This window comes from Alsobacter soli, assembly GCF_003004785.1.
Classification (GTDB): domain Bacteria; phylum Pseudomonadota; class Alphaproteobacteria; order Rhizobiales; family Beijerinckiaceae; genus Alsobacter; species Alsobacter soli.
Genome location: NZ_PVZS01000042.1, coordinates 1 through 18,650 on the forward strand (window position 1 = coordinate 1; position 18,650 = coordinate 18,650).

The window sequence follows — 18,650 nt, forward strand, 5'->3', positions numbered from 1 at the left end:
CGCCTCGCCCCAGCGCGTGGATCCCCGGGGACAAGCCCGGGGATGACGGGGAGGACGTCTTTGCGAGGAGCTCAGCGACGAAGCGACCAAGGGGCGGCGGGACGCCCATCCTGACGCAGGACGCCCTATGTCCCGCGCGCCCTCACCCGTTGACGCGGCGCACTTCGCTCACCACCGGCTTGGACTTCAGCTGGTTCATGATCGCGTTCAGGTGCTTCAGGTTCCACACCTCGACGTCGATGACGACGTCCCTGAAGTCCGACGCGCCCTTGCCGCTGACCGAGATGGAATCGATGTTGCCGTCGTTGTCGCCGATGATCTGGGCGATCTGCGCCAGGGTGCCCGGCTCGTTGATCGCCGTGATGGCGATCTGGGCCGGGAAGCGCTGCGGGTCGGTCTCGTCGATGTCCCAACGCACGTCCAGCCACCGGTCGGGCTGGTCGTCGAAGGCGGTCAGGGCAGGCGACTGGATGGGATAGATCGTGATCCCCTCCCCCGGCGACAGGATGCCCACGATGCGGTCGCCGGGCACGGCGCCGCCGTTGGGCGCGAAGCGCACCGGCAGGTCGCCATTGAGGCCGCGGATCGGGATGGAGCGCTGGGCCGAGCTTTCCACGCCTGGCACCTTGAACACCAGGCCTTCAGCCTTCTTCAGCCCGAACCAGCCGCCCTCCGTGCGGTCCGCCTCCGGCCCGGAGACGCGCTCCTCCTTGTAGTCGGGGTGCACGGCCTTGACGACGTCGCCGGAGAAGATCTCGCCCCGGCCGACGGCGGCCAGCACGTCCTCCAGCGACGTGCGCGCGAGCCGCGGCAGCGCGGCCTTCAGCTTCTCCTCGGAGAACGGCTTCTTGCCGCGCTCGAAGGCGCGCTCGATGATCTGGCGGCCGAGCCCCGCATATTGCTTGCGCACGGCCGCCCGGGTCGCCCGTCGGATCGCCGCCCGCGCCTTGCCGGTGACCACGATCGACTCCCACGCCGCCGGCGGGACCTGCCCGGGCGCCCGGGCGATCTCCACCTCGTCGCCGTTGTGCAGCTCCGACAGGAGCGGCACGATCCGCCCGTTCACCTTGCAGCCCACCGCCGTGTTGCCCACGTCCGTGTGCACCGCATAGGCGAAGTCGATCGGCGTCGCGCCGCGCGGCAGCGCGATCAGCCGGCCCTTGGGCGTGAAGCAGAACACCTGGTCGTGGAACAGCTCGAGCTTGGTGTGCTCGAGGAATTCCTCTGGGCTGTCGCCTTCCGCCAGCGTCTCCACGGTGCGCCGCAGCCACTCGTAGGCGCGGCTCTCGCGCGCGAGCGCCGTGTCGTCGCCGCCATCCTTGTAGAGCGCATGCGCCGCGATGCCGAACTCGGCGACGCGGTCCATGTCCTCCGTCCGGATCTGCAGCTCCACGCGCTGGCGCCCCGGGCCGACCACGGTCGTGTGCAGCGAACGGTAGTCGTTCTGCTTGGGGGTGGAGATGTAGTCCTTGAACCGCCCCGGCACGCCGGGCCACGTGGTGTGCACGATGCCCAGCACCGCGTAGCAGGACGCCACGTCCGCCACGATGATGCGGAAGCCGAAGATGTCCGACAGCTGCTCGAAGGACACTGACTTCCGCTCCATCTTCTTCCAGATGGAATAGGCGCGCTTGCGCCGCCCCTTCACGGACGCCTTGAGCCCGTGGGCGCAGAGCTTGCTCATGAGCTCGCGCTCGATCTCCTGGATGAGCGGGCCGCTTTTCTTCGACAGCTCGTCCAGCCGCGTGGAGATCATCGCGTGCGCGTCGGGCGAGAAGTGCCGGAAGGCAAGGTCCTCCAGCTCCTCGCGCATCTCCTGCATGCCCATGCGCCCGGCGAGCGGCGCATAGATGTCGAGGGTCTCCTCGGCGATGCGGGTGCGCTTCTCCGGCGGCACGAAGTGCAGCGTGCGCATGTTGTGCAGCCGGTCGGCGAGCTTGACCAGCAGCACCCGGACGTCGTCCGCGATGGCGAGCAGCAGCTTGCGAAAGTTCTCCGCCTGCGCGGCCTTCTTGGAGACGAGGTCGAGCTTCTTGATCTTGGTGAGGCCGTCCACCAGCGCGCCGATCTCGTGGCCGAACAGCTGGTCGATCTCTTCCCGGGTGGCCTCGGTGTCCTCGATCGTGTCGTGCAGCACCGCCGCCACGATGGTGGCGTCGTCGAGCCGGAGCTCGGTGAGGATGGCCGCCACCTCGAGCGGGTGCGACATGTAGGGGTCGCCGGACGCGCGCTTCTGCGAGCCGTGCGCCTTCATGGCGTACACGTAGGCGCGGTTCAGCAGCGCCTCGTCCGCGTTGGGATTGTAGCGCTTGACCCGCTCGACAAGCTCGTACTGCCGCATCATGGGCGGCGCGCCTTCCTCACGTTCGTCATGGCCGAAATTGATGGTCTCGGAGCGAGCGTCAGTATCCCGTTCCGCCCGCGGCGACGCAACACGCTCTTAGGTAACCGCTTGAAAACGTGACACAAGGCCGCGAGATGCCCACAACGAAAAAAGCCCGGCGACGGGCGCCGGGCTCGAAAGCGGAAACGGGGAGAGGCTTACTCGCCCTCGTCGTCCGTCTCGGCCGGGGGAACGAGCCCCTCCAGGCCGCGCAGCAGGTCTTCCTCGGTCATGCGGTCGAACTCCACCGCCGAGTCGTCGCCGCCCGCGCCGGCCTCCGCCGTCGCGCCGATCATCGGCACCGACTCGGGCTCCGGCTCGTCCACGTCCACGTGCTTCTGCAGCGAGTGGATGAGGTCCTCCTTGAGGTCCTCAGGGTGGATGGTGGTCTCGGCGATCTCGCGCAGGGCCACGACGGGGTTCTTGTCGCGGTCGCGGTCGATGGTCAGCTGCGAGCCGGACGAGATCATCCGGGCGCGGTGGCTGGCCAGCAGCACGAGTTCGAAACGGTTGTCGACCTTGTCGATGCAGTCTTCGACGGTGACGCGAGCCATGAACGCCTCATGGGGCCAGATGTGAAACAGCGCTTGATGCGGAGCGTCGGCTGATACACTGTTATGACGACTCGCGCAAGCGGTCGCGCCGGGCACGCCATGCGGCTGGCGCCTTTCGTCCACCCGCAAACCCAGCGTTTGCCTTATCCATAGGAACCGTCAACCGCCGCTTGACTTGAAGTTCGCAACCATACTTACAATGCGCAACTGAAGGTTGAGCGCTCCGGGTAGCCCCATTTTTTGCGCATTTCGATGACGCGAACGAGATTGGTTTCGGGCCCCCCGCCGAAACCCTGATGTTCAGAAAGCGGGCGGCGCGGGCGACGGCAGCGCAGTTATTGGGATAAAACATGCAGATCGAGCGTACTGCTCTCTTCATCGACGGCGCAAACCTCTACGCCACAGCCAAGGCGTTGGGCTTCGACATCGACTACAAGCGGCTTCTCAAGGAATTCCAGACCCGCGGCTATCTCGTGCGCGCCTTCTATTATACGGCGCTGATCGAAGACCAGGAATATTCCTCTATCCGCCCCCTGATCGACTGGCTCGACTACAACGGATACCGGGTGGTGACCAAGCCCACGAAGGAGTTCGTTGACTCCACGGGCCGCCGCAAGGTCAAGGGCAACATGGACATCGAGCTCGCCATCGACGCGCTCGAGCTCGCCCCCTACATCAACCACATGGTGCTGTTCTCCGGCGACGGCGACTTCCGCTCGCTGGTCGAGGCCATGCAGCGCCGCGGTGTGCGCGTGTCGGTGGTGTCCACCATAACCTCGCAGCCGCCGATGGTGGCTGACGAGCTGCGCCGGCAGGCGGACGAGTTCATCGACATCGTCAGCCTGATCCCGAAGATCGGGCGCGACCCGTCCGAGCGGGCCGAACGCCCCGCCCGCACCTTCGAGCGCCGTCCGATGCACCGCGATCCGAACCCGCTCGACGAGGGCGGACACGACGTCTAAACAGGCCGGCATGGCCCTTTCTCTCCAGACCCCCGGGCCGCAAGGCGCCGGGGGTTCTTCGTTTCACCAGCACGATCCCGATCGCGACTGCCCCATCTGCCCGCGCCTCGTGGCGTTCCGGCGCGAGGCGCGGCATCGCGAGCCCACCTGGCACAATGCGCCCGTCCCGTCCTTCGGCGACCCGCAGGCGCGGCTGCTGATCGTGGGCCTCGCGCCCGGTCTGCGCGGGGCGAACCGCACGGGGCGGCCCTTCACCGGCGACTACGCCGGCGACCTCCTGTACGAGACCCTGATCACCTACGGCTTCGCCCAGGGAGTCTACCAGGCCCGCCCGGACGACAGTCTCACCCTGGTGGACAGCTGCCTCACCAACGCGGTGCGTTGCGTCCCGCCCGAGAACAAGCCGACCGGCCCGGAAATCGCCTCCTGCCGCCCCTTCCTCGCGGGCGTCATTCAGGCGCTCCCGCGCTTGCGGGCTGTCGTGGCGCTGGGCCGCATCGCCCACGAATCCACGTTGCGCGCGCTCGCTCGCCGGCAGGACGACCATCGCTTCGCCCATGGCGCGCGGCACGACCTCGACGGATTCGCGCTCTTCGACAGCTATCACTGCTCCCGCTACAACACCTCCACGCGCCGCCTGACGCCGGAGATGTTCCGGGATGTCTTCGCCGCCGTCCGGGCCTACCTTGATGAACCCGCCTGAGCGGGGGACTTCTCCGCGGTCTTCGGGGCCGGCCGCATCGGCCCGTCCGAGAAGGCGCCGAAGACCATGTCCGGCGCGCTGGTGTTATGCCGCGACGCGGTGAGCCGGCCCGCCCAGAGCTCGGAAGCCTCGCCGCCCTTCCAGTCCATGATCGCGCCCTCGCCCCATCCGGGAGTTCCGGGGGCGCGCCAGGCCACGCGGGCCACGTCGCAATTGAAGGCAGTCGCGTACATCGACCGCAGGGCTGCGAAGCCGCCCTCTCCCGCGACCGCACGGTCGAAGCCGACATCCAACACCTGCCGGTCCTGGTCGATGGTCGTCAGCCGCACCGTCGCCGAGCCGCCCTGGGCGAAGGCCAGCGTGAAGCTTCGGGTCTCGGGGTCGAAGCTGATCTCCTTCAGCGCCACGATGGGCCGTTCCTGCACCTCCAGCGGGCCCACCAGGAACGAGCTGCCATAGGCGCTCCAGCGCATGTGCGGCGGCGGCAGGGGCCGCGCCCGCCAGTAGCCGTCCGGGGGATAGATCACCAGGATCTCCTCGGCGCGCTCCTGGTGCAGCATCCAGAGCTGCACGACATGGAGGCCATGCTCCACGCGGTCGCCCACCCGGAACGGGACAGAGCCGGGCCGCCAGAAAGACGGATAGGTGTAGCCCGTCAACCAGAACTCGGTCGTCTCCCAGAACGTCACGCGCCGCGCCTGCGCGGCGAAGGAGGGATCCGAAGACATGTCGCAGCTGGTGAAATCCGGCGCCCAGCGGTCGGATACGATCGACCCGATATAGGCCGGGTGGACCGCCTGCACGCGGAAGCTCCGCACCCGGTCCGACGCGAGCCTGACGTCCACATTGTCCTTCTCGGCGCATAGCACCGGCTCGCTCCGGTTGCTGACCCGCACGGAAAGTTCGTCTGCGGCGAGCGCCGCCCGGACCAGCCGGGGCGCACCGGCGCCCGCGGCGGTCCCAAGGGCTCCGGCAAGGCAGCTGCGGCGGGTGATGAGGCTCATGCGTTCGTCTCCAAGGGGTCGCCCTGCAAAAGCGCGTAGACGTCGCCCGAGTTGGCCTCGTGCGGCAGCGCGTCCAGAATGGCGCCCATGCGGCGCCCGGGAACCCACTCGTCAAGCGACAGCGCTTGGCTTTCGCCCAAGGCCAGGTTGAAAGCGTAATGGCCCAGCCGCTCCAGCCGCTCGATCGCCCGATGGGCCACGTCGCGCTGGATCGTCGTGAATTCAAAGGATAGAGCCGGGAGGGGTCGCGTCAGGCCAGCCAGGACCGCGTCTTCGAATCCCTCCACGTCGATCTTCATGAAGGTCGGCGCCCCATGCCGCGCGATCAGGGCGTCCAGCGTCGTGACGGGGACGGTCACGGTCCGATCCCAGGTCTGGCCTTCCCAGCCGGCTGCGCCTGCAGCGGCGGAAACGAAGGCGCTGGACGCCGTGGAAACAGTCGGGTTGCTGCTGTTCAGCCGAAGGGTGAGCGTTCCCTCGTCCGCGCCGCACGCGGCTTGAACCACGACGAGATTGGGGTCGAAGCCGCTCAGCAGGCGGATCACTCTCGCCGGCCCGGGCTGCGGCTCGAGCGCGACCACGCGCGCTCCGAGGCGTCGAAAGCTCGCCGCCCGGTCTCCCACATGCGCGCCGATGTCGAACACGAGGTCGCCGGGACGTACGAATTGGGAGTAGAGGCGGTCCATCGCCCCGGCGTGGGCCCGATCCAGCCGATACACGCGCACCGAACGCCAGAGCCCGGCCGCCGAACGGAGGGCGCGGATCAGCATCGAGCGCCGGCCGGCCCGCTCACGCCGCCTCGCGCATGGCCGGAGCGGGGGGCGCCGAGGCGATGGCCCGAACCTCGGGCGGAACCTCCACCTCTTCCGGGATCAATCCGAGCCCGCGGGCGGTGAGCCAGGCCTCGAAGCGCGGGTCGGCCGTCCACACCGCAAACGGAATCGCCAGCAGGAAGCCTCCGATCAGTGGCGCCCCCAGGGCAGCAGCCGCTGGCGCGAAGGCGAGGAGCGAGCCGAGCACGACGACGCCGAACACGGTCGGCGCCCAGAGGCCATCCGCGGCCGTACGCCAGGACAGGGCATGGGCGTCCCTGTCCTGGCCGTTCCAGGTTACGGATCGGCCGAGCAGGAGCCCGCCCATGAACACGGTCGTCTTGAACGTGGAGATCGCGCCCAGCAGGAATGAGAAGAGAATCTCGGCGCCGACGCCGGCTAGAAACCGCCCGCGCCCGCCATAGGCAGAGACGCTTCCAGGCGTGAGCAGCACATCGGCGCAGCCCGCGAGCTTGGGCGCGAGCGACATCGCCAGGAAGACGAAGTAGATCCAGGCCGCCCTGCCGCCCGGGTAGCCGCCCGCCAGATCAGCGGCTTCGAACGGCTTCACGGCCGCCAGCGCGAACAGCAATGTGAAGGCAGGTATGCCGACGAACATCAGGATGGCCCAGGCCAGCTGAAACCGGCTCATCGGCTGCAGGCCGGGCAGGCGCAGGAGTCGCCAGTACTGCATGTTGCCCTGGCACCAGCGCTGGTCCCGCCGCACGAAATCCAGCACCGTGGGCGGGTTCTCCTCCCAGCTTCCGCCCTCCACGGGCAGGACGCGGACCTCGTAGCCCGCCCGCCGCATGAGCGCGGCCTCGACCTGATCGTGCGACAGGATCGGCCCGCCGAGCGGCGGCTTGCCGGGCAGGGTCGGCAGCTTGCAGTAGCGGATGAACGGGTCGATGCGCACCAGCGCGTTGTGCCCCCAGAACGGCCCGCAATCGGCGCCCCACCAGGCGCTGCCGACCGTGTAGGGCCGCATGCCCTGCCGCATGCCGAACTGGAAGAGCCGCGCGAAGCCGCTCTTGGCTGGCAGTCCGACCACGAGGCTCTGCAGGATGCCCATGCGCGGATAGGACTGCATGATGCGGACGAGCCGCACCACCGCCTCGCCGCTCATCAGGCTGTCCGCGTCCAGCGGCAGCATGAAGTCGTAGTCCGCTCCCCACCGGGTGCAGAAATCGCGCAGGTTCCCGGCCTTGTAGCCCTCGTTGCTCTCGCGCCGCCGGTAGAACAGCCGGTGCGGCGTGTCGGATCGCTCGCGCCAGTGCGCGAAGTTCGCCTCCTCGGCCGCGACGACCGCAGGATCGTCGCTGTCGCTCAGCACGAAATAGGAGAAGTGCGCGCCCTCGCCCGTCGCCTCGATGCTCGATTTCACGATGGCCAGCCGGCGGAAGGCGCGGGCCGGATCCTCGTTGCGCAGCGTCATCAGCACGGCCGTGCGCGTCCGCAGCGGCTGGCCCAGAGCGCCGGCGCTGGCGAAGGGCGCGGCCTCGTGCAGGCCCTTCCGACGCACATGGAGCAGCCAGAGCCCGATGGCCGCGTTCCAGAAGCCCAGCACAGTCCAGGGCGCCGCCAGGAAGAAGCAGGCCAGCATGAGCCAGTCGACGGTCGTCCATCCGCCGGCCCCGAGCACCGTCGCCAGGGGAATGAGCAGCGCCAGGAAAGTGACGCCGTTCAGCCCGGCGACGATCCTGCGCCTCCGGGCCAGCTCGTGGGTTGACTGCAGGCCCGTCGGAGTGATCGTAGGCATGGGGTCCGATGAGGAGGGCGCGATCGGATGAGACTGCCACATGAAGCGAAAGCTCCACTGCGCACAAGCGGTTTCCGCTCCTGATGGCTGCCCCATCCCCAGGCGCGTCGGACGCCGACGCGTCCCTGTCACTCTGGTACGAAGGTCCTTTCCAGGCGGATCTCCGTACTGAACAATTGACGGCGCCGGGAGCTGGCGAGGCGCTGGTCCGAACCCTCTGGAGCGGTGTGAGCCGCGGCACGGAACGCCTGGTCGCATCCGGGCGGGTGCCTGTTTCCGAGCATGAGCGCATGCGCTGCCCCCTCCAGGCGGGCGACTTCCCTTTCCCGGTCAAGTACGGCTATTGCGCCGTCGGACAGGTGGAGGACGGCCCCCCTGAATGGCTGGGCCGCATCGTGTTCTGCCTGCACCCACATCAGGATCGCTTCGTGGCGCCGGTGGCCCTGATGGCCGTCGTTCCGGACCAGGTTCCCGCCCGTCGCGCGATCCTGGCCGCCAACATGGAGACGGCCCTCAACGCGCTCTGGGACGCCGGCGCTGGCCCGGCCGACCGGATCGTGGTCGTCGGGGGTGGGCTCGTCGGCATGCTGGTCGCCGCGGTGGCTGCCCGGCTGCCCGGCGCGGAGGTCACGGTGGTGGACGTCGAGCCGTCGCGGGCGACGGTGGCCTCAGCCCTCGGGGCCGGCTTCGCGTTTCCGGCCGCCGCGCCGCGAGACGCGGACCTCGTTTTCCACGTGAGCGCTTCCCCGCAAGGTCTTGCGACGGCGATGGAATGCGCCGGTCAGGAGGCGACCGTCGTCGAGATGAGCTGGTACGGCGAAGGCGCCGTCCCGGCCCCGCTGGGCGGCGCCTTCCACAGCCGCAGGCTGCGTCTCGTCTCGTCGCAGGTGGGGTCGGTCGCTCCGTCCAGGCGGCCCCGCTGGAGCCACGCACGCCGGCTCGCAGCCGCGCTGAAGCTGCTGGAGGACGACCGCCTGGACGCGCTCGTCACGGAAGAGGTCGCATTCCGGGATCTGCCGGCCGCGCTGCCGCGTATCCTGGCTGCCGGAGCGCCGGGCCTCGCCACGGCCGTCCGCTACTGAATGGAGCACCCCTGTATGTACGCCGTCGAGGTCCGCGACCACATCATGATCGCGCACAGCTTCAAGGGCGAGTTGTTCGGCCCCGCCCAGCGGCTGCACGGCGCCACCTTCGTGGTCGACGTCGCCTTCTTCCGCGAGGCGCTGACGCCCGACAACGTCGTGATCGACATCGGCCGCGCGCACGAGGCCCTGAAGGCCACCCTCGGCCCGCTCAACTACCGCAATCTCGACGAGGTCCCTGAATTCGCAGGCCAGCAGACCACCACCGAGTTCCTGTCCCGCCACATCTTCGACGCCATGGCCCAGGCCTGCCGCCGCGGCGAGCTTGGCCCCGGCTCGGAGGGCGTGGCCAGGATCCGGGTGACCCTGCACGAGTCCCACGTCGCGCGCGCCTGGTTCGAGGGCCCCGTCGGTGGCGTCTGAGATCGTCTTCGCCATCCCGGGCGACATCGACACGCCGACGGGCGGATACGCCTATGACCGGCGCCTTCTCGGTCTTCTGCCGGATCAGGGCGTCCGCGTGCGCCACCTCGCCCTGCCCGGCTCTTTCCCCTGGGCCAGCGTCGGCGACCTCGCAGAAACCCAGGCGCTCCTGCAGGCGACGCCCGAGGAGGCGACGCTGCTGATCGACGGCCTGGCCCTGGGCGCCATGACCGACCTCGTGCTGCGCAGCGTCTTCCGGCCGATCGTCGCGCTCGTCCACCATCCGCTCGCCCTGGAGACGGGCCTGCCCGACCGCCGCCGCCGCGCCCTCGCGGCCAGCGAGACGGCCGCCCTCGCGCGCGCGCGCCACGTGATCGCGACCAGCCGCGAGACCGCGCGCCTGCTCGCCGCCGACTACGCGGTCCCGCCCGGGCGCCTCACCGTGGCCGAGCCCGGCTGCGACCCCGCCCCACGCGCCGCGGGCTCGGGCGAGCCCGCCCCCGTGCTGCTCGCCGTCGGCGCAGTCTCGCCCCGCAAGGGCTACGACGTCCTGATCGAGGCCCTCGCGACGCTACGCGACAGGCCATGGCGCCTGCGCATCGCCGGCGCGACCGACCGCGCGCCCGAGGAGACGGACCGCCTGCGCGCGCTGGTCGCGGCCCACGGCCTGGGAGACCGCGTCGCCTTCGAAGGCTCCCTCGCCGGCGACGCGCTGGAGAACGCCTACGCCCGCGCCGACCTCTTCGTCCACGCCGCCCACTATGAGGGCTACGGCATGGTCCTCGCCGAAGCCATGGCGCGCGGCCTTCCGATGGTGGCCACCACCGGCGGCGCGGCGGCCGAGACCGTCCCGGACGGCGCCGGCCTCAAGGTCCCGCCCGGCGACCCCGCCGCATTGGCGCAGGCCATCGCCGCCCTGCTGGACGATCCCGCCCGCCGCAGCGCCCTCGCGGACGCGTCCTGGGCCGCCGGCCAGCGCCTGCCCCGCTGGGAGTTGACCGCTGCCACCGTGGCCGCCGTGCTGAAGGGCGTCACACCATGAGCGGATTCAGCCCCGAATGGCTCGCCTTGCGCGAGCCCGCCGATCGCGACGCCAGAAGCCACGCGCTGCTGGAGCGCGTCGGCGCCCATTTCGCCGGCCGGCGCGAGATGCTGGTCCTCGACATCGGCTGCGGCACGGGCTCGACCCTGCGCGCCCTGGCCCCGCGCCTGCCCGAGCACCAGTTCTGGCGGCTGGTGGACCACGACCCCGCCCTCCTCGCCGCCGCCCGCGAGCGCCTCGCCGCCTGGGCGGAGGAGGCCGAGGACGCCGAAGGCGGCGACCTCGTCCTCACGGTCGCCGAGCGCACCGTCCGCGTCCGCCTGGAGCAGGCCGACCTCGCCCCCGGCGTCGCCCGCCTGCTCGCGCCGGCCCCCGCGCTCGTCACGGCCTCCGCCCTGTTCGACCTCGTCTCACCCGCCTGGATAGACGGCTTCGCCCGCGAGTGCGCCGCGGCCGGCGCGGCGGTCTACGCGGCCCTCACCTACAACGGCCTCTCCGCCTGGGACCCGCCGCACCCGGCCGACGCCGCGGTCCTGGACGCCTTCCACGTCCACCAGGGTCGCGACAAGGGCTTCGGCGCCGCCGCCGGACCGGACGCCCCCGCGGCGCTGGAACAGGCGCTGGAAGCCCAGGGTTACGCCTGCGAGGCCGCCGACAGCGACTGGGTCCTGGGCCCGGACGACGGAGCCTTGATGGCCGAACTCGCGACGGGCATCGCCCAGGCCGCCGCGGAAACCGGCGCCGTGCCGCCGGCCGAAGCCCAGGCCTGGGCCGCCGCCCGCGCTGGCGCCCGACGGGCGATCATCGGCCACACGGACCTCTTCGCCGTCCCGCCCCGGTCCTGATCACCGCACGGGCAGCATGCGGCGCAGCACGCCGTCGCGCTTGATCACAGCATGCCGGAACACGCCCGCCAGGTGCAGCGCCACGAGGGCCGCCAAGGTGAAGCCCAGCGCCTTGTGCGCCGTGAAGATGGCCTTGGCGGTCGCCTCCGATCCCGAAATGTCCAGGGGCACGGGCGCCAGCCAGAACAGGTTCACCGGCGCGCAGCACATGGACGTGCCCAGGTAGCCCAGGATCGGCATGACGAAAACCAGCGCATACATGGCCCGGTGCACCCACGTGGACAGGGCCCGCTCGAACGGCGTCAGACCCTGGTCGGGCGGCGGCGCGCCGCGGGTCAGCCGGACGGCGATCCGCACGACGACGATCGCGAAGGCTGTCATCCCGACCGACTTGTGCAGCTCGTAGAGCGCATTCGCCACCGGACCTTCGCCCAGCCGCGCCATCACGAAGCCCGCCGGGATCAAAGCCAGCACGCAGGCCGCCGTCAGCCAGTGCAGCCACCGCGCCGGCGCCGAGTAGACCGGCGAACTAGACCCCTCCCTCACGGCCGCCCCTCCCCCGTCTGAGATCGCAATCGAACAATACGTCCCCGTCCGGGAAAGGGATCACCCGCGTGGCGGGCCGCCGGGCCCGGCTCAGCAGCGGCTCGGGCGCGAGCTCCAGCCCGATCCGGCCGGCCCCGATGATGAGCGGGGCCACCAGCACATGCAGCCGGTCCACCGCATCGGCGTCGATGAAGGACGAGATCGTGCGCGCACCGCCCTCCACCAGGATCCGTCGCAACCCGCGCCGGAACAGCGCCTCCACGATGGCCGCCGGCGCCATCGCGCCTTCGCCCGGCATCACGACCTCCTCCACGCCCGCCGGAGCTGGCGCGGGAGCGCGGCGCACCACGATGCGGCGCGCCCCATCGTCGGCAAGGCAGCGCGCATCCGCCGGCGCCCGGCCGGCCGGATCAAGGACCACCCGGGCCGGCGCTGGCCCCGGGCAGCGCCTGACCGTCAGTTGCGGATCATCCGCCAGCACCGTGCCGACGCCTACCAGCACGGCGTCCACATGCGCCCGGATGCGGTGCAGGTGGTCCAGCGCCGCCGGGCCGTTGATGTAGCGCGACTCCCCCGAAACGGTGGCGATCCGGCCGTCCAGCGATTGCCCCAGTTGGGCGATCACATAGGCGCGGTCGCAAGGCGCCTCCCGCAGGGGCGCAAACACATCCGCGTCATCGGCGCGCCCAATCGCCTTGATTTGCGGCGCTCCGGCATGCGAATCGAAGTCTGGCGTCATTGCGATCCTGGGTTGACGACGGCAGTGGCTTGGCCCCTGCCTTGAAACGCGGCGTTCGTGGCCTAACCTATGGCGGGAGCGCCGCCGTGACGAGACGTGTTGAGGAAGGCTCGCGGACAATCATGGAAACTCCCCCGACCTTCTTCCGCGCCTTTGGCGATCCGGCCCACGCCTCGGTCGAGCGGGCCCTGTCCGAATTGCGGTCGGGGCGCCCCGTCACCATCGTGGAAGGCGGCCAGGCCCTGGTTGCGCTCGGCGTCGAGGCGCTCGACGAAACCGCCGCCGCAGCCCTCCAATCGCTCGGGACCGCTCATCTGGTTCTGCCCTCCGCGCGGCTGCGCCGGCTCGGCGTGGAACGGTCCGGCCCCGGAATGCTGGCCCTGCCCCGGATCGATCTCGCCCGCATCGAGACCTTGGCGCTGAAGATCGACGCCCGCGTCGACGCGCCGGTTGGGCCGGCTGGCCCGCTGGACGGCGTCGTCCTGGAGCTCGCGTCGCTGGCCCTGATCCTGCCCGCGATCGTGGGCGTGCCGATGGCGACCGAACTGGCGCCCCTGGATCTTGTCCGCGTCCCGGCCGAGGCCATCAGGACCTACCGCCGCAGCCTCGCGCGCACCATGCGCATCGTCAGCCGCGCGCCCGTGCCGTTGGAGGGCGCGCCCGAAACCGAGTTCGTCGTTTTCCGCGGCGGCGAGGGCCTGCGCGACCAGGTCGCCATCCTGATCGGCAGGCCGGACCTGTCGAAGCCCGTCCCCGTGCGCCTCCATTCGGCCTGCCTCACGGGCGACCTCTTCGGCAGCCTGAAGTGCGACTGCGGCGACCAGCTGCGCGGCACCGTGAAGTTCATGGCCGAGAATGGCGGCGGCGTGCTGCTCTACCTGGACCAGGAAGGCCGCGGCAACGGCATCGCGAACAAGATGCGGGCCTACAAGCTGCAGAGCCAGGGCTGGGACACGTATGACGCCGACGAGCTCCTCGGCTTCGGCCTGGACCAGCGCCGGTTCGATTTCGCCGCCGAGATGCTGAAGCAGCTCGGCGTCAAGCAGGTGGCCGTCTACACCAACAACCCCGTGAAGATCGCCGCCCTGAAGGCCGCCGGCCTGGACGTGGTGGAAGATCGTCGGGCCTATGGCCGGCAGACCAGCGAGAACGTGCTCTACCTCGCCTCCAAGCGCGACCGCGCCGGCCACTTCATCGATCTCGACGAACTCGCCGCCCACAGGCCGGTGACCGAGTGAGCGCGCAGGTCCCCTCTCCCGGGACGAGGGAATCGCGCAGGGGTGAGGGCCGCGGGGCGTGAAACGCAAAAAGGACGGGCTGGCGGGTGACGGGACCAGCCATCGCCCCTGCCCCACTCCCCCAGGGGGGAGTGGGGCAAACGAAGCGTTTCCCCTCGTTCGCGCCCTCCTCTTCGTGTGCGTCGGCTGGCTCGTTTTGGCCTGGCCCTGGCTCTCCGGCCGGGTCACCATCCCCTGGGACGCCAAGGCGCATTTCCAGGCGCAACTGCAGTTCCTGGCGGACAGCCTTCACCGGGGTGAGGCGCCGTTCTGGAATCCCTTTGTCTTCGCCGGCTCGCCCCAGATCGCCGACCCGCAGTCGCTGATCTTCTCCCCGCCGCATCTCCTGCTGGCGCTGCTGGATCCCGCGCCCAGTCTCAGGGCCGCCGATGGGCTCGTGCTCGGAATGCTGTTGCTCGGCGCCGCCGGCGTCGTGCTTCTGTTCCGCGACCGCGGCTGGCACTGGGGCGGCGCGGTCGTCGCCGCCCTGAGCTTCGCCTTCGGCTGCTCGGCCGCCTGGCGCATCCAGCACACCGGCCAGGTGCTGAGCCTCTCCTACCTGCCCCTCGCGTGGTGGGCGCTGGACCGCGCCCTCGACCGGCGCTCGCTGGGCTACGGCTTCCTGTCGGGCCTGATCGCCGGCGTCATGGTGCTCGGACGCGACCAGATCGCCTGGCTGGGAGTTTACCTTCTGGCCGGCGTCGTCCTGTGGCGCTGGGCGACGGCCACGGCGAAAGGCGCCGCCATTCGCGCCAGCGTCCCGCTCCTGGCGGCCGGAACGGTGGGTGGCCTGCTCGTGACGGGCGTGCCCCTGCTCATGACCGTGCTGCTCGCCGGCGACTCCAACCGCCCGGCCATTGACTATGAGGGCGCCGCCCGCGGCTCCCTCCACCCGGCCTCGCTGCTCACGGCCTTTGCGGCGAACCTCTTCGGCACGGATGGCCCCCTCGTTGATTTCTGGGGGCCGCCGAGCCCCGCATGGGGCTCGGTCGATCTGTTCCTGGCCCGCAACATGGGCGATATCTATTTCGGCGCCATCCCCTTGCTGGCTATCCTTGCTCTCGGCGTAGCCCGGGGCGCCTTCGCGGCCCGGGACATTCGCTTCGCCCTGGTCGCGCTCGCCCTGCTTCTGCTTTATGCGCTTGGCCGCTACACGCCTGCCTTCGCGGTCCTCTTCCATCTCCCCGGCTCTGACCTCTTCCGACGACCCGCGGACGCCACCTTCGTCATCGGCGCTCTGGCCGCGATCCTGGCGGGCTACAGCATCCACCGCCTCTTGTCGGGGACGCTGCCCCCCTTCACACCGCGCCGGATGGCGCTCGCGGCGGCCCTGGTCGCCGCTGGGCTCGTCGGTTGCGTAGCCGTCGCCTGGACCAAGGACCGTCTTGCGGCAGCGATACCGCCGCTCGCCATCGCGTGCGCGTTCCTCGCCGCCTCGGCCGCGGCGTTCGCGATCGCTGTCCGTTGGAGCCGAAGCGCGCCAACCGTCTCGGTCGGTCTCCTCGCCGCCGTGCTGGTGGCGGACCTCGCCGTCAACAACGGCCCCAACGAATCCACGGCTCTGCCGCCGGCCGTCTACGACGTGCTGCAGGCGAACAGTCGAAATGTCACGATCGCCCTTCTCAAGCAGAAGCTCGCCGAGACGGCCGCTCCCGACCGGCGCGACCGTATCGAACTCGCCGGCGTGGACTTCCAGTGGCCCAACGCCAGCATGGTCCATCGGCTCGACAACACGCTCGGCTACAACCCCATCCGGCTCGACATCTACAGCCGCGCCACGGGCGCGCAGGACCATGTGGCCCTGCCCAGCCAGCGCACCTTCGCGCCCCTGATGCCGTCCTACCGGTCCCTGCTTGCCGACCTGTTGGGGCTGCGGTTCATCGTGACGCGCGGCGACGTCGCCGAGATCGACCCAACGCTGAAGCCCGGCGACCTTGTCGAGATCGCCCGCACGCCGGACGGACGCATTTACGAGAACCCCCGCGCCCTCCCCCGCGTGCTGTTCGCCGCGGAGGCACGCAAGGCCGACTTCGCCGCGCTGCTGCGCACGGGCGCATGGCCCAGCTTCGACCCGACCCGCACGGTTCTGCTCGAGGACGCGCCGGCTGCGCGGCCACTGGCGCTGGCGCCGGCCGGACGCGTGGAAATCACCCGCTACGCCAACACGAAGGTCGCCATCAGCGCCCTTTCGGACACGGGCGGCTACGTCGTCCTGAACGACGTCTGGCACCCCTGGTGGATCGCCGAGGTCGACGGCCGCCCCGCCCCGCTCCTGCGCGCCAACGCCATCTTCCGCGCCGTCCAGGTCCCCCCCGGCGCCCACGAGGTGCGGTTCGTATTCCGCCCCCTGGCGGGGGCGTGGGGTGCGCTGCTGGACAGGCTGGGCGCGCGATAAGGAGACAGGCCCGCCAGCCCTCCCGCGACCGCATGGCAAGGAAAAGCTTGCACGTCGATTTGGAAGCCCGGGGCTTGTCCCTACGCCCTGCGGCGCGCCCTGGATGAGCGACCTAGGCGTGAGGCCCCGAGAGGCCGCGCTGCCGTCCTAGCTCGTGCAGCGAAGCACCAAAGGGGTTGAGCTCATGTCTCGGCGATGGCGCCTCGCGGCCACTGGCTACATCGTCGCTGCGCTCCTCGAAAGTCGGATAGAGGCGCAGCAATCAAGAGTGCCTCCGAAGAATATGGTCACATAATGGGAGGGGGTGGCGGAGGGTGCATACGGTTGTTATTTGCCATCGTCAGCAGATTCTGCAAAGCTGATTGCTCGTCTGGGAATATTGGCAAGTCGCCTCGGAGCAAGTAAAGAGCCATGCCGGGAAGCGTCGTTACCATATGACTAGCATATTGAATAGCATTGTTGATTTCAGTTCTGACGGAACCCCTATACTCCGATGAGGCACGTTGCAAAATACCATAACGAGCCCGACTCAACTGCACATTCATCGCGTTCAAAAAAAGAACATACGCAATAAGCGATGGATGTTGCGCGGCTGCCGGAAGATCGTCCTCATTCGTCGAGCTTATAGTGATGTTACGGGCAGCATTGAGAGCAGCTTCTTGCAAAACATCGGGAGCTGCGCCCAGAACAGAACCGGGGGCCTGACCCAAATCAGGCGGCAGCAAATTAAGATTTCTTATGATTAAATCTCCATCTACGAAGTCAAATTCTTCCAACATTCGGCTTAGCAGAACTTGCTCCACCAAAGGCCGGAAGTTCAACAGTTGAGGATTATTCGGCACTGCCGCGACCACCGCCGAGAGCGCGTCGAAAATACGCCTGATATGATCCCGAACATAGCCCGCTTGTTCTCGGCTCATCTCGTTGACGAGAAACGGGTTGCCACCGAAAACATGAGGGTCATGACTGAAATAGTTATCGATATAAGCTCGAAATTCTGCAATAGTATTGGGATCTGGATCCTGCAGCGGAGGTAGTCCAAGCGATGGAACAACTAGCATGTCATAACGGGATTTCGGTAGTCGCTTCGATCCGCGCGGCGAAATGTTCTCGGCCACAACCTTAGGCTTGACACTTCCATAATGTTTTAAGGTCGGCCTGGATGTTCCTGCGAGATGCAGTTCGGTTTTGATTCCGCGCCCCCTGATCGTGCCGGACCACTTTCCATCAGGCCCACCCTGCACAGAAGCCACGATCACGCCATTTCGTTTCCCATCAAGGTCCTTTGGACTGCCGTCCCGCACTGCAAAGTGGCGCGTCTTGGATATGTAATCGTCAGCCCCGCTATACAACGTAATTACAGAGCCCTTAAGCACGCTGATCTCTAAACGAATCGGATTAGGCGCTTGGGAGGACCGCGCCTGCGCGTCCATCACCTTCCCATCGAGCCGAACCTGGGTCATGTCGCTCTGCTCGGGTTTAAACGTGCTCTCGTCGGGCCTGCCGCCGGCAAGCATCGTCGCCAGCCGCGCGCCCACATCGCCTTTCGCGACCGGAACGCCCCTGGCCTTTGCGGCGGCGCCCAGCAGTTCTCCCGCTTCCTCGGCCAGCGTCTGGGCGCGCTCCTGCGGCGACAGGTCCTTTCCGACCAGGATCACTCCGCCACCCTTACCGTCCGAGACGAAAGCGCCATTCGCGCCCCCAAACAGCGCATCGCCCTCGCCTGGCTTTCCCTTCGGTCCCGGATTGCGCGGCGCCAGCCGCACGCTGGGCAGCTTGATCCGGCCCGCCAGAAGATCGCCGACAAGCGCTGTCAGGGCTTTTTTCTCGCTGTCGTTCAGATTGCCCCACTCCTTGTGGGTCAGCGCAAAGGCGAAAGCCTGAGCCCCCTTCTCCCGGGCCAGCTTCTTGTAGCTGTCCAGGATCTGCCTGGCCTCGCCGGGCGCATCGGTGGTCCGGCCCGCCGCCGCGACGAATGCGGCCCCGCCGCCCGCCGATGCTCCAGGCTTCGGAGACGACGTTTGCGACCCCGCCAAACTCAAGCTCAACATAGCTCTGCCCCCAGGTGCCGATGACGAAGGCTCGACGCGACCGCGCCCGCGAAGCCCGCGAAGCCCGCGAAGC

General features: G+C 69.1%; 16 protein-coding genes. 8 read left to right on the forward strand and 8 right to left on the reverse strand.

Going from position 1 to position 18,650, the window contains the following annotated elements; translation table 11 throughout:
• Positions 1-142: 142 nt before the first annotated feature.
• Complete coding sequence (locus SLNSH_RS22850) at positions 143-2,344, reverse strand: RelA/SpoT family protein (RefSeq protein ID WP_106340358.1); 2,202 nt, start codon at positions 2,342-2,344, stop codon at positions 143-145.
• A 197-nt stretch (positions 2,345-2,541) separates the two neighbouring features.
• The gene (gene rpoZ / locus SLNSH_RS22855; RefSeq protein ID WP_106340360.1) at positions 2,542-2,937 is read right to left on the reverse strand and encodes a DNA-directed RNA polymerase subunit omega; all 396 of its coding nucleotides are present in this window, start codon (positions 2,935-2,937) and stop codon (positions 2,542-2,544) included.
• A gap of 350 nt (positions 2,938-3,287) precedes the next feature.
• Here rpoZ and SLNSH_RS22860 point away from each other — a divergent pair, with 350 nt between their 5' ends.
• Positions 3,288-3,899: a LabA-like NYN domain-containing protein gene (locus SLNSH_RS22860; protein WP_106340363.1), complete on the forward strand. Its 612-nt coding sequence runs from the start codon at positions 3,288-3,290 to the stop codon at positions 3,897-3,899.
• 10 nt (positions 3,900-3,909) lie between these two features.
• Positions 3,910-4,602, forward strand: a complete 693-nt coding sequence (locus SLNSH_RS22865) for a uracil-DNA glycosylase (RefSeq protein WP_106340365.1) — start codon at positions 3,910-3,912, stop codon at positions 4,600-4,602.
• On the opposite strand, the gene SLNSH_RS22870 is transcribed toward SLNSH_RS22865, so the two are convergent.
• The 3 genes from SLNSH_RS22870 to mdoH are packed head-to-tail and all read right to left on the reverse strand — an operon-like array spanning position 4,581 to position 8,177.
• On the reverse strand, positions 4,581-5,606 hold the full coding sequence (locus tag SLNSH_RS22870; RefSeq protein WP_245422456.1) for a hypothetical protein: 1,026 nt from the start codon (positions 5,604-5,606) through the stop codon (positions 4,581-4,583). The genes SLNSH_RS22865 and SLNSH_RS22870 overlap by 22 nt on opposite strands.
• Complete coding sequence (locus SLNSH_RS22875; protein WP_106340367.1) at positions 5,603-6,376, reverse strand: FkbM family methyltransferase; 774 nt, start codon at positions 6,374-6,376, stop codon at positions 5,603-5,605. Before SLNSH_RS22875 ends, SLNSH_RS22870 begins: the two co-directional genes overlap by 4 nt.
• Before the next feature lie 19 nt (positions 6,377-6,395).
• Positions 6,396-8,177 carry a glucans biosynthesis glucosyltransferase MdoH gene (gene mdoH, locus SLNSH_RS22880; RefSeq protein WP_106340387.1) on the reverse strand — a complete coding sequence of 594 codons (1,782 nt, stop codon included), beginning with the start codon at positions 8,175-8,177 and terminating at the stop codon, positions 6,396-6,398.
• Positions 8,178-8,467: 290 nt separating this feature from the next.
• Here mdoH and SLNSH_RS22885 point away from each other — a divergent pair, with 290 nt between their 5' ends.
• Genes SLNSH_RS22885 through SLNSH_RS22900 form a run of 4 tightly spaced genes read left to right on the forward strand, consistent with a single transcriptional unit; the run spans position 8,468 to position 11,569 of the window.
• Positions 8,468-9,259: a zinc-dependent alcohol dehydrogenase gene (locus SLNSH_RS22885; RefSeq protein ID WP_425353028.1), complete on the forward strand. Its 792-nt coding sequence runs from the start codon at positions 8,468-8,470 to the stop codon at positions 9,257-9,259.
• Positions 9,260-9,274: 15 nt separating this feature from the next.
• The gene (locus SLNSH_RS22890; RefSeq protein WP_106340371.1) at positions 9,275-9,682 is read left to right on the forward strand and encodes a 6-pyruvoyl trahydropterin synthase family protein; all 408 of its coding nucleotides are present in this window, start codon (positions 9,275-9,277) and stop codon (positions 9,680-9,682) included.
• Positions 9,672-10,724, forward strand: coding sequence for a glycosyltransferase family 4 protein (locus SLNSH_RS22895; protein ID WP_106340373.1), 1,053 nt, complete (start codon positions 9,672-9,674; stop codon positions 10,722-10,724). Before SLNSH_RS22890 ends, SLNSH_RS22895 begins: the two co-directional genes overlap by 11 nt.
• The gene (locus SLNSH_RS22900) at positions 10,721-11,569 is read left to right on the forward strand and encodes a methyltransferase (RefSeq protein ID WP_106340375.1); all 849 of its coding nucleotides are present in this window, start codon (positions 10,721-10,723) and stop codon (positions 11,567-11,569) included. The genes SLNSH_RS22895 and SLNSH_RS22900 overlap by 4 nt, the downstream gene beginning before the upstream one ends.
• On the opposite strand, the gene SLNSH_RS22905 is transcribed toward SLNSH_RS22900, so the two are convergent.
• Together SLNSH_RS22905 and SLNSH_RS22910 are read right to left on the reverse strand one after the other, a co-directional pair.
• Positions 11,570-12,115, reverse strand: coding sequence for a cytochrome b (locus SLNSH_RS22905; protein ID WP_158266864.1), 546 nt, complete (start codon positions 12,113-12,115; stop codon positions 11,570-11,572).
• A complete protein-coding gene (locus SLNSH_RS22910) occupies positions 12,099-12,854 on the reverse strand; it encodes a RibD family protein (RefSeq protein ID WP_106340379.1) in 756 nt (251 codons plus the stop codon). Before SLNSH_RS22910 ends, SLNSH_RS22905 begins: the two co-directional genes overlap by 17 nt.
• An 86-nt stretch (positions 12,855-12,940) precedes the next feature.
• Between SLNSH_RS22910 and ribA the strand changes: the two genes are divergently transcribed.
• Complete coding sequence (gene ribA / locus SLNSH_RS22915; RefSeq protein ID WP_342587873.1) at positions 12,941-14,092, forward strand: GTP cyclohydrolase II RibA; 1,152 nt, start codon at positions 12,941-12,943, stop codon at positions 14,090-14,092.
• A gap of 196 nt (positions 14,093-14,288) precedes the next feature.
• A complete protein-coding gene (locus SLNSH_RS22920; protein ID WP_245422457.1) occupies positions 14,289-16,526 on the forward strand; it encodes a YfhO family protein in 2,238 nt (745 codons plus the stop codon).
• A gap of 287 nt (positions 16,527-16,813) precedes the next feature.
• Here SLNSH_RS22920 and SLNSH_RS24740 read toward each other — a convergent pair.
• Positions 16,814-18,650 (reverse strand): hypothetical protein (locus SLNSH_RS24740; RefSeq protein WP_210202566.1); only part of this gene is annotated, 1,837 nt, incomplete at its 5' end.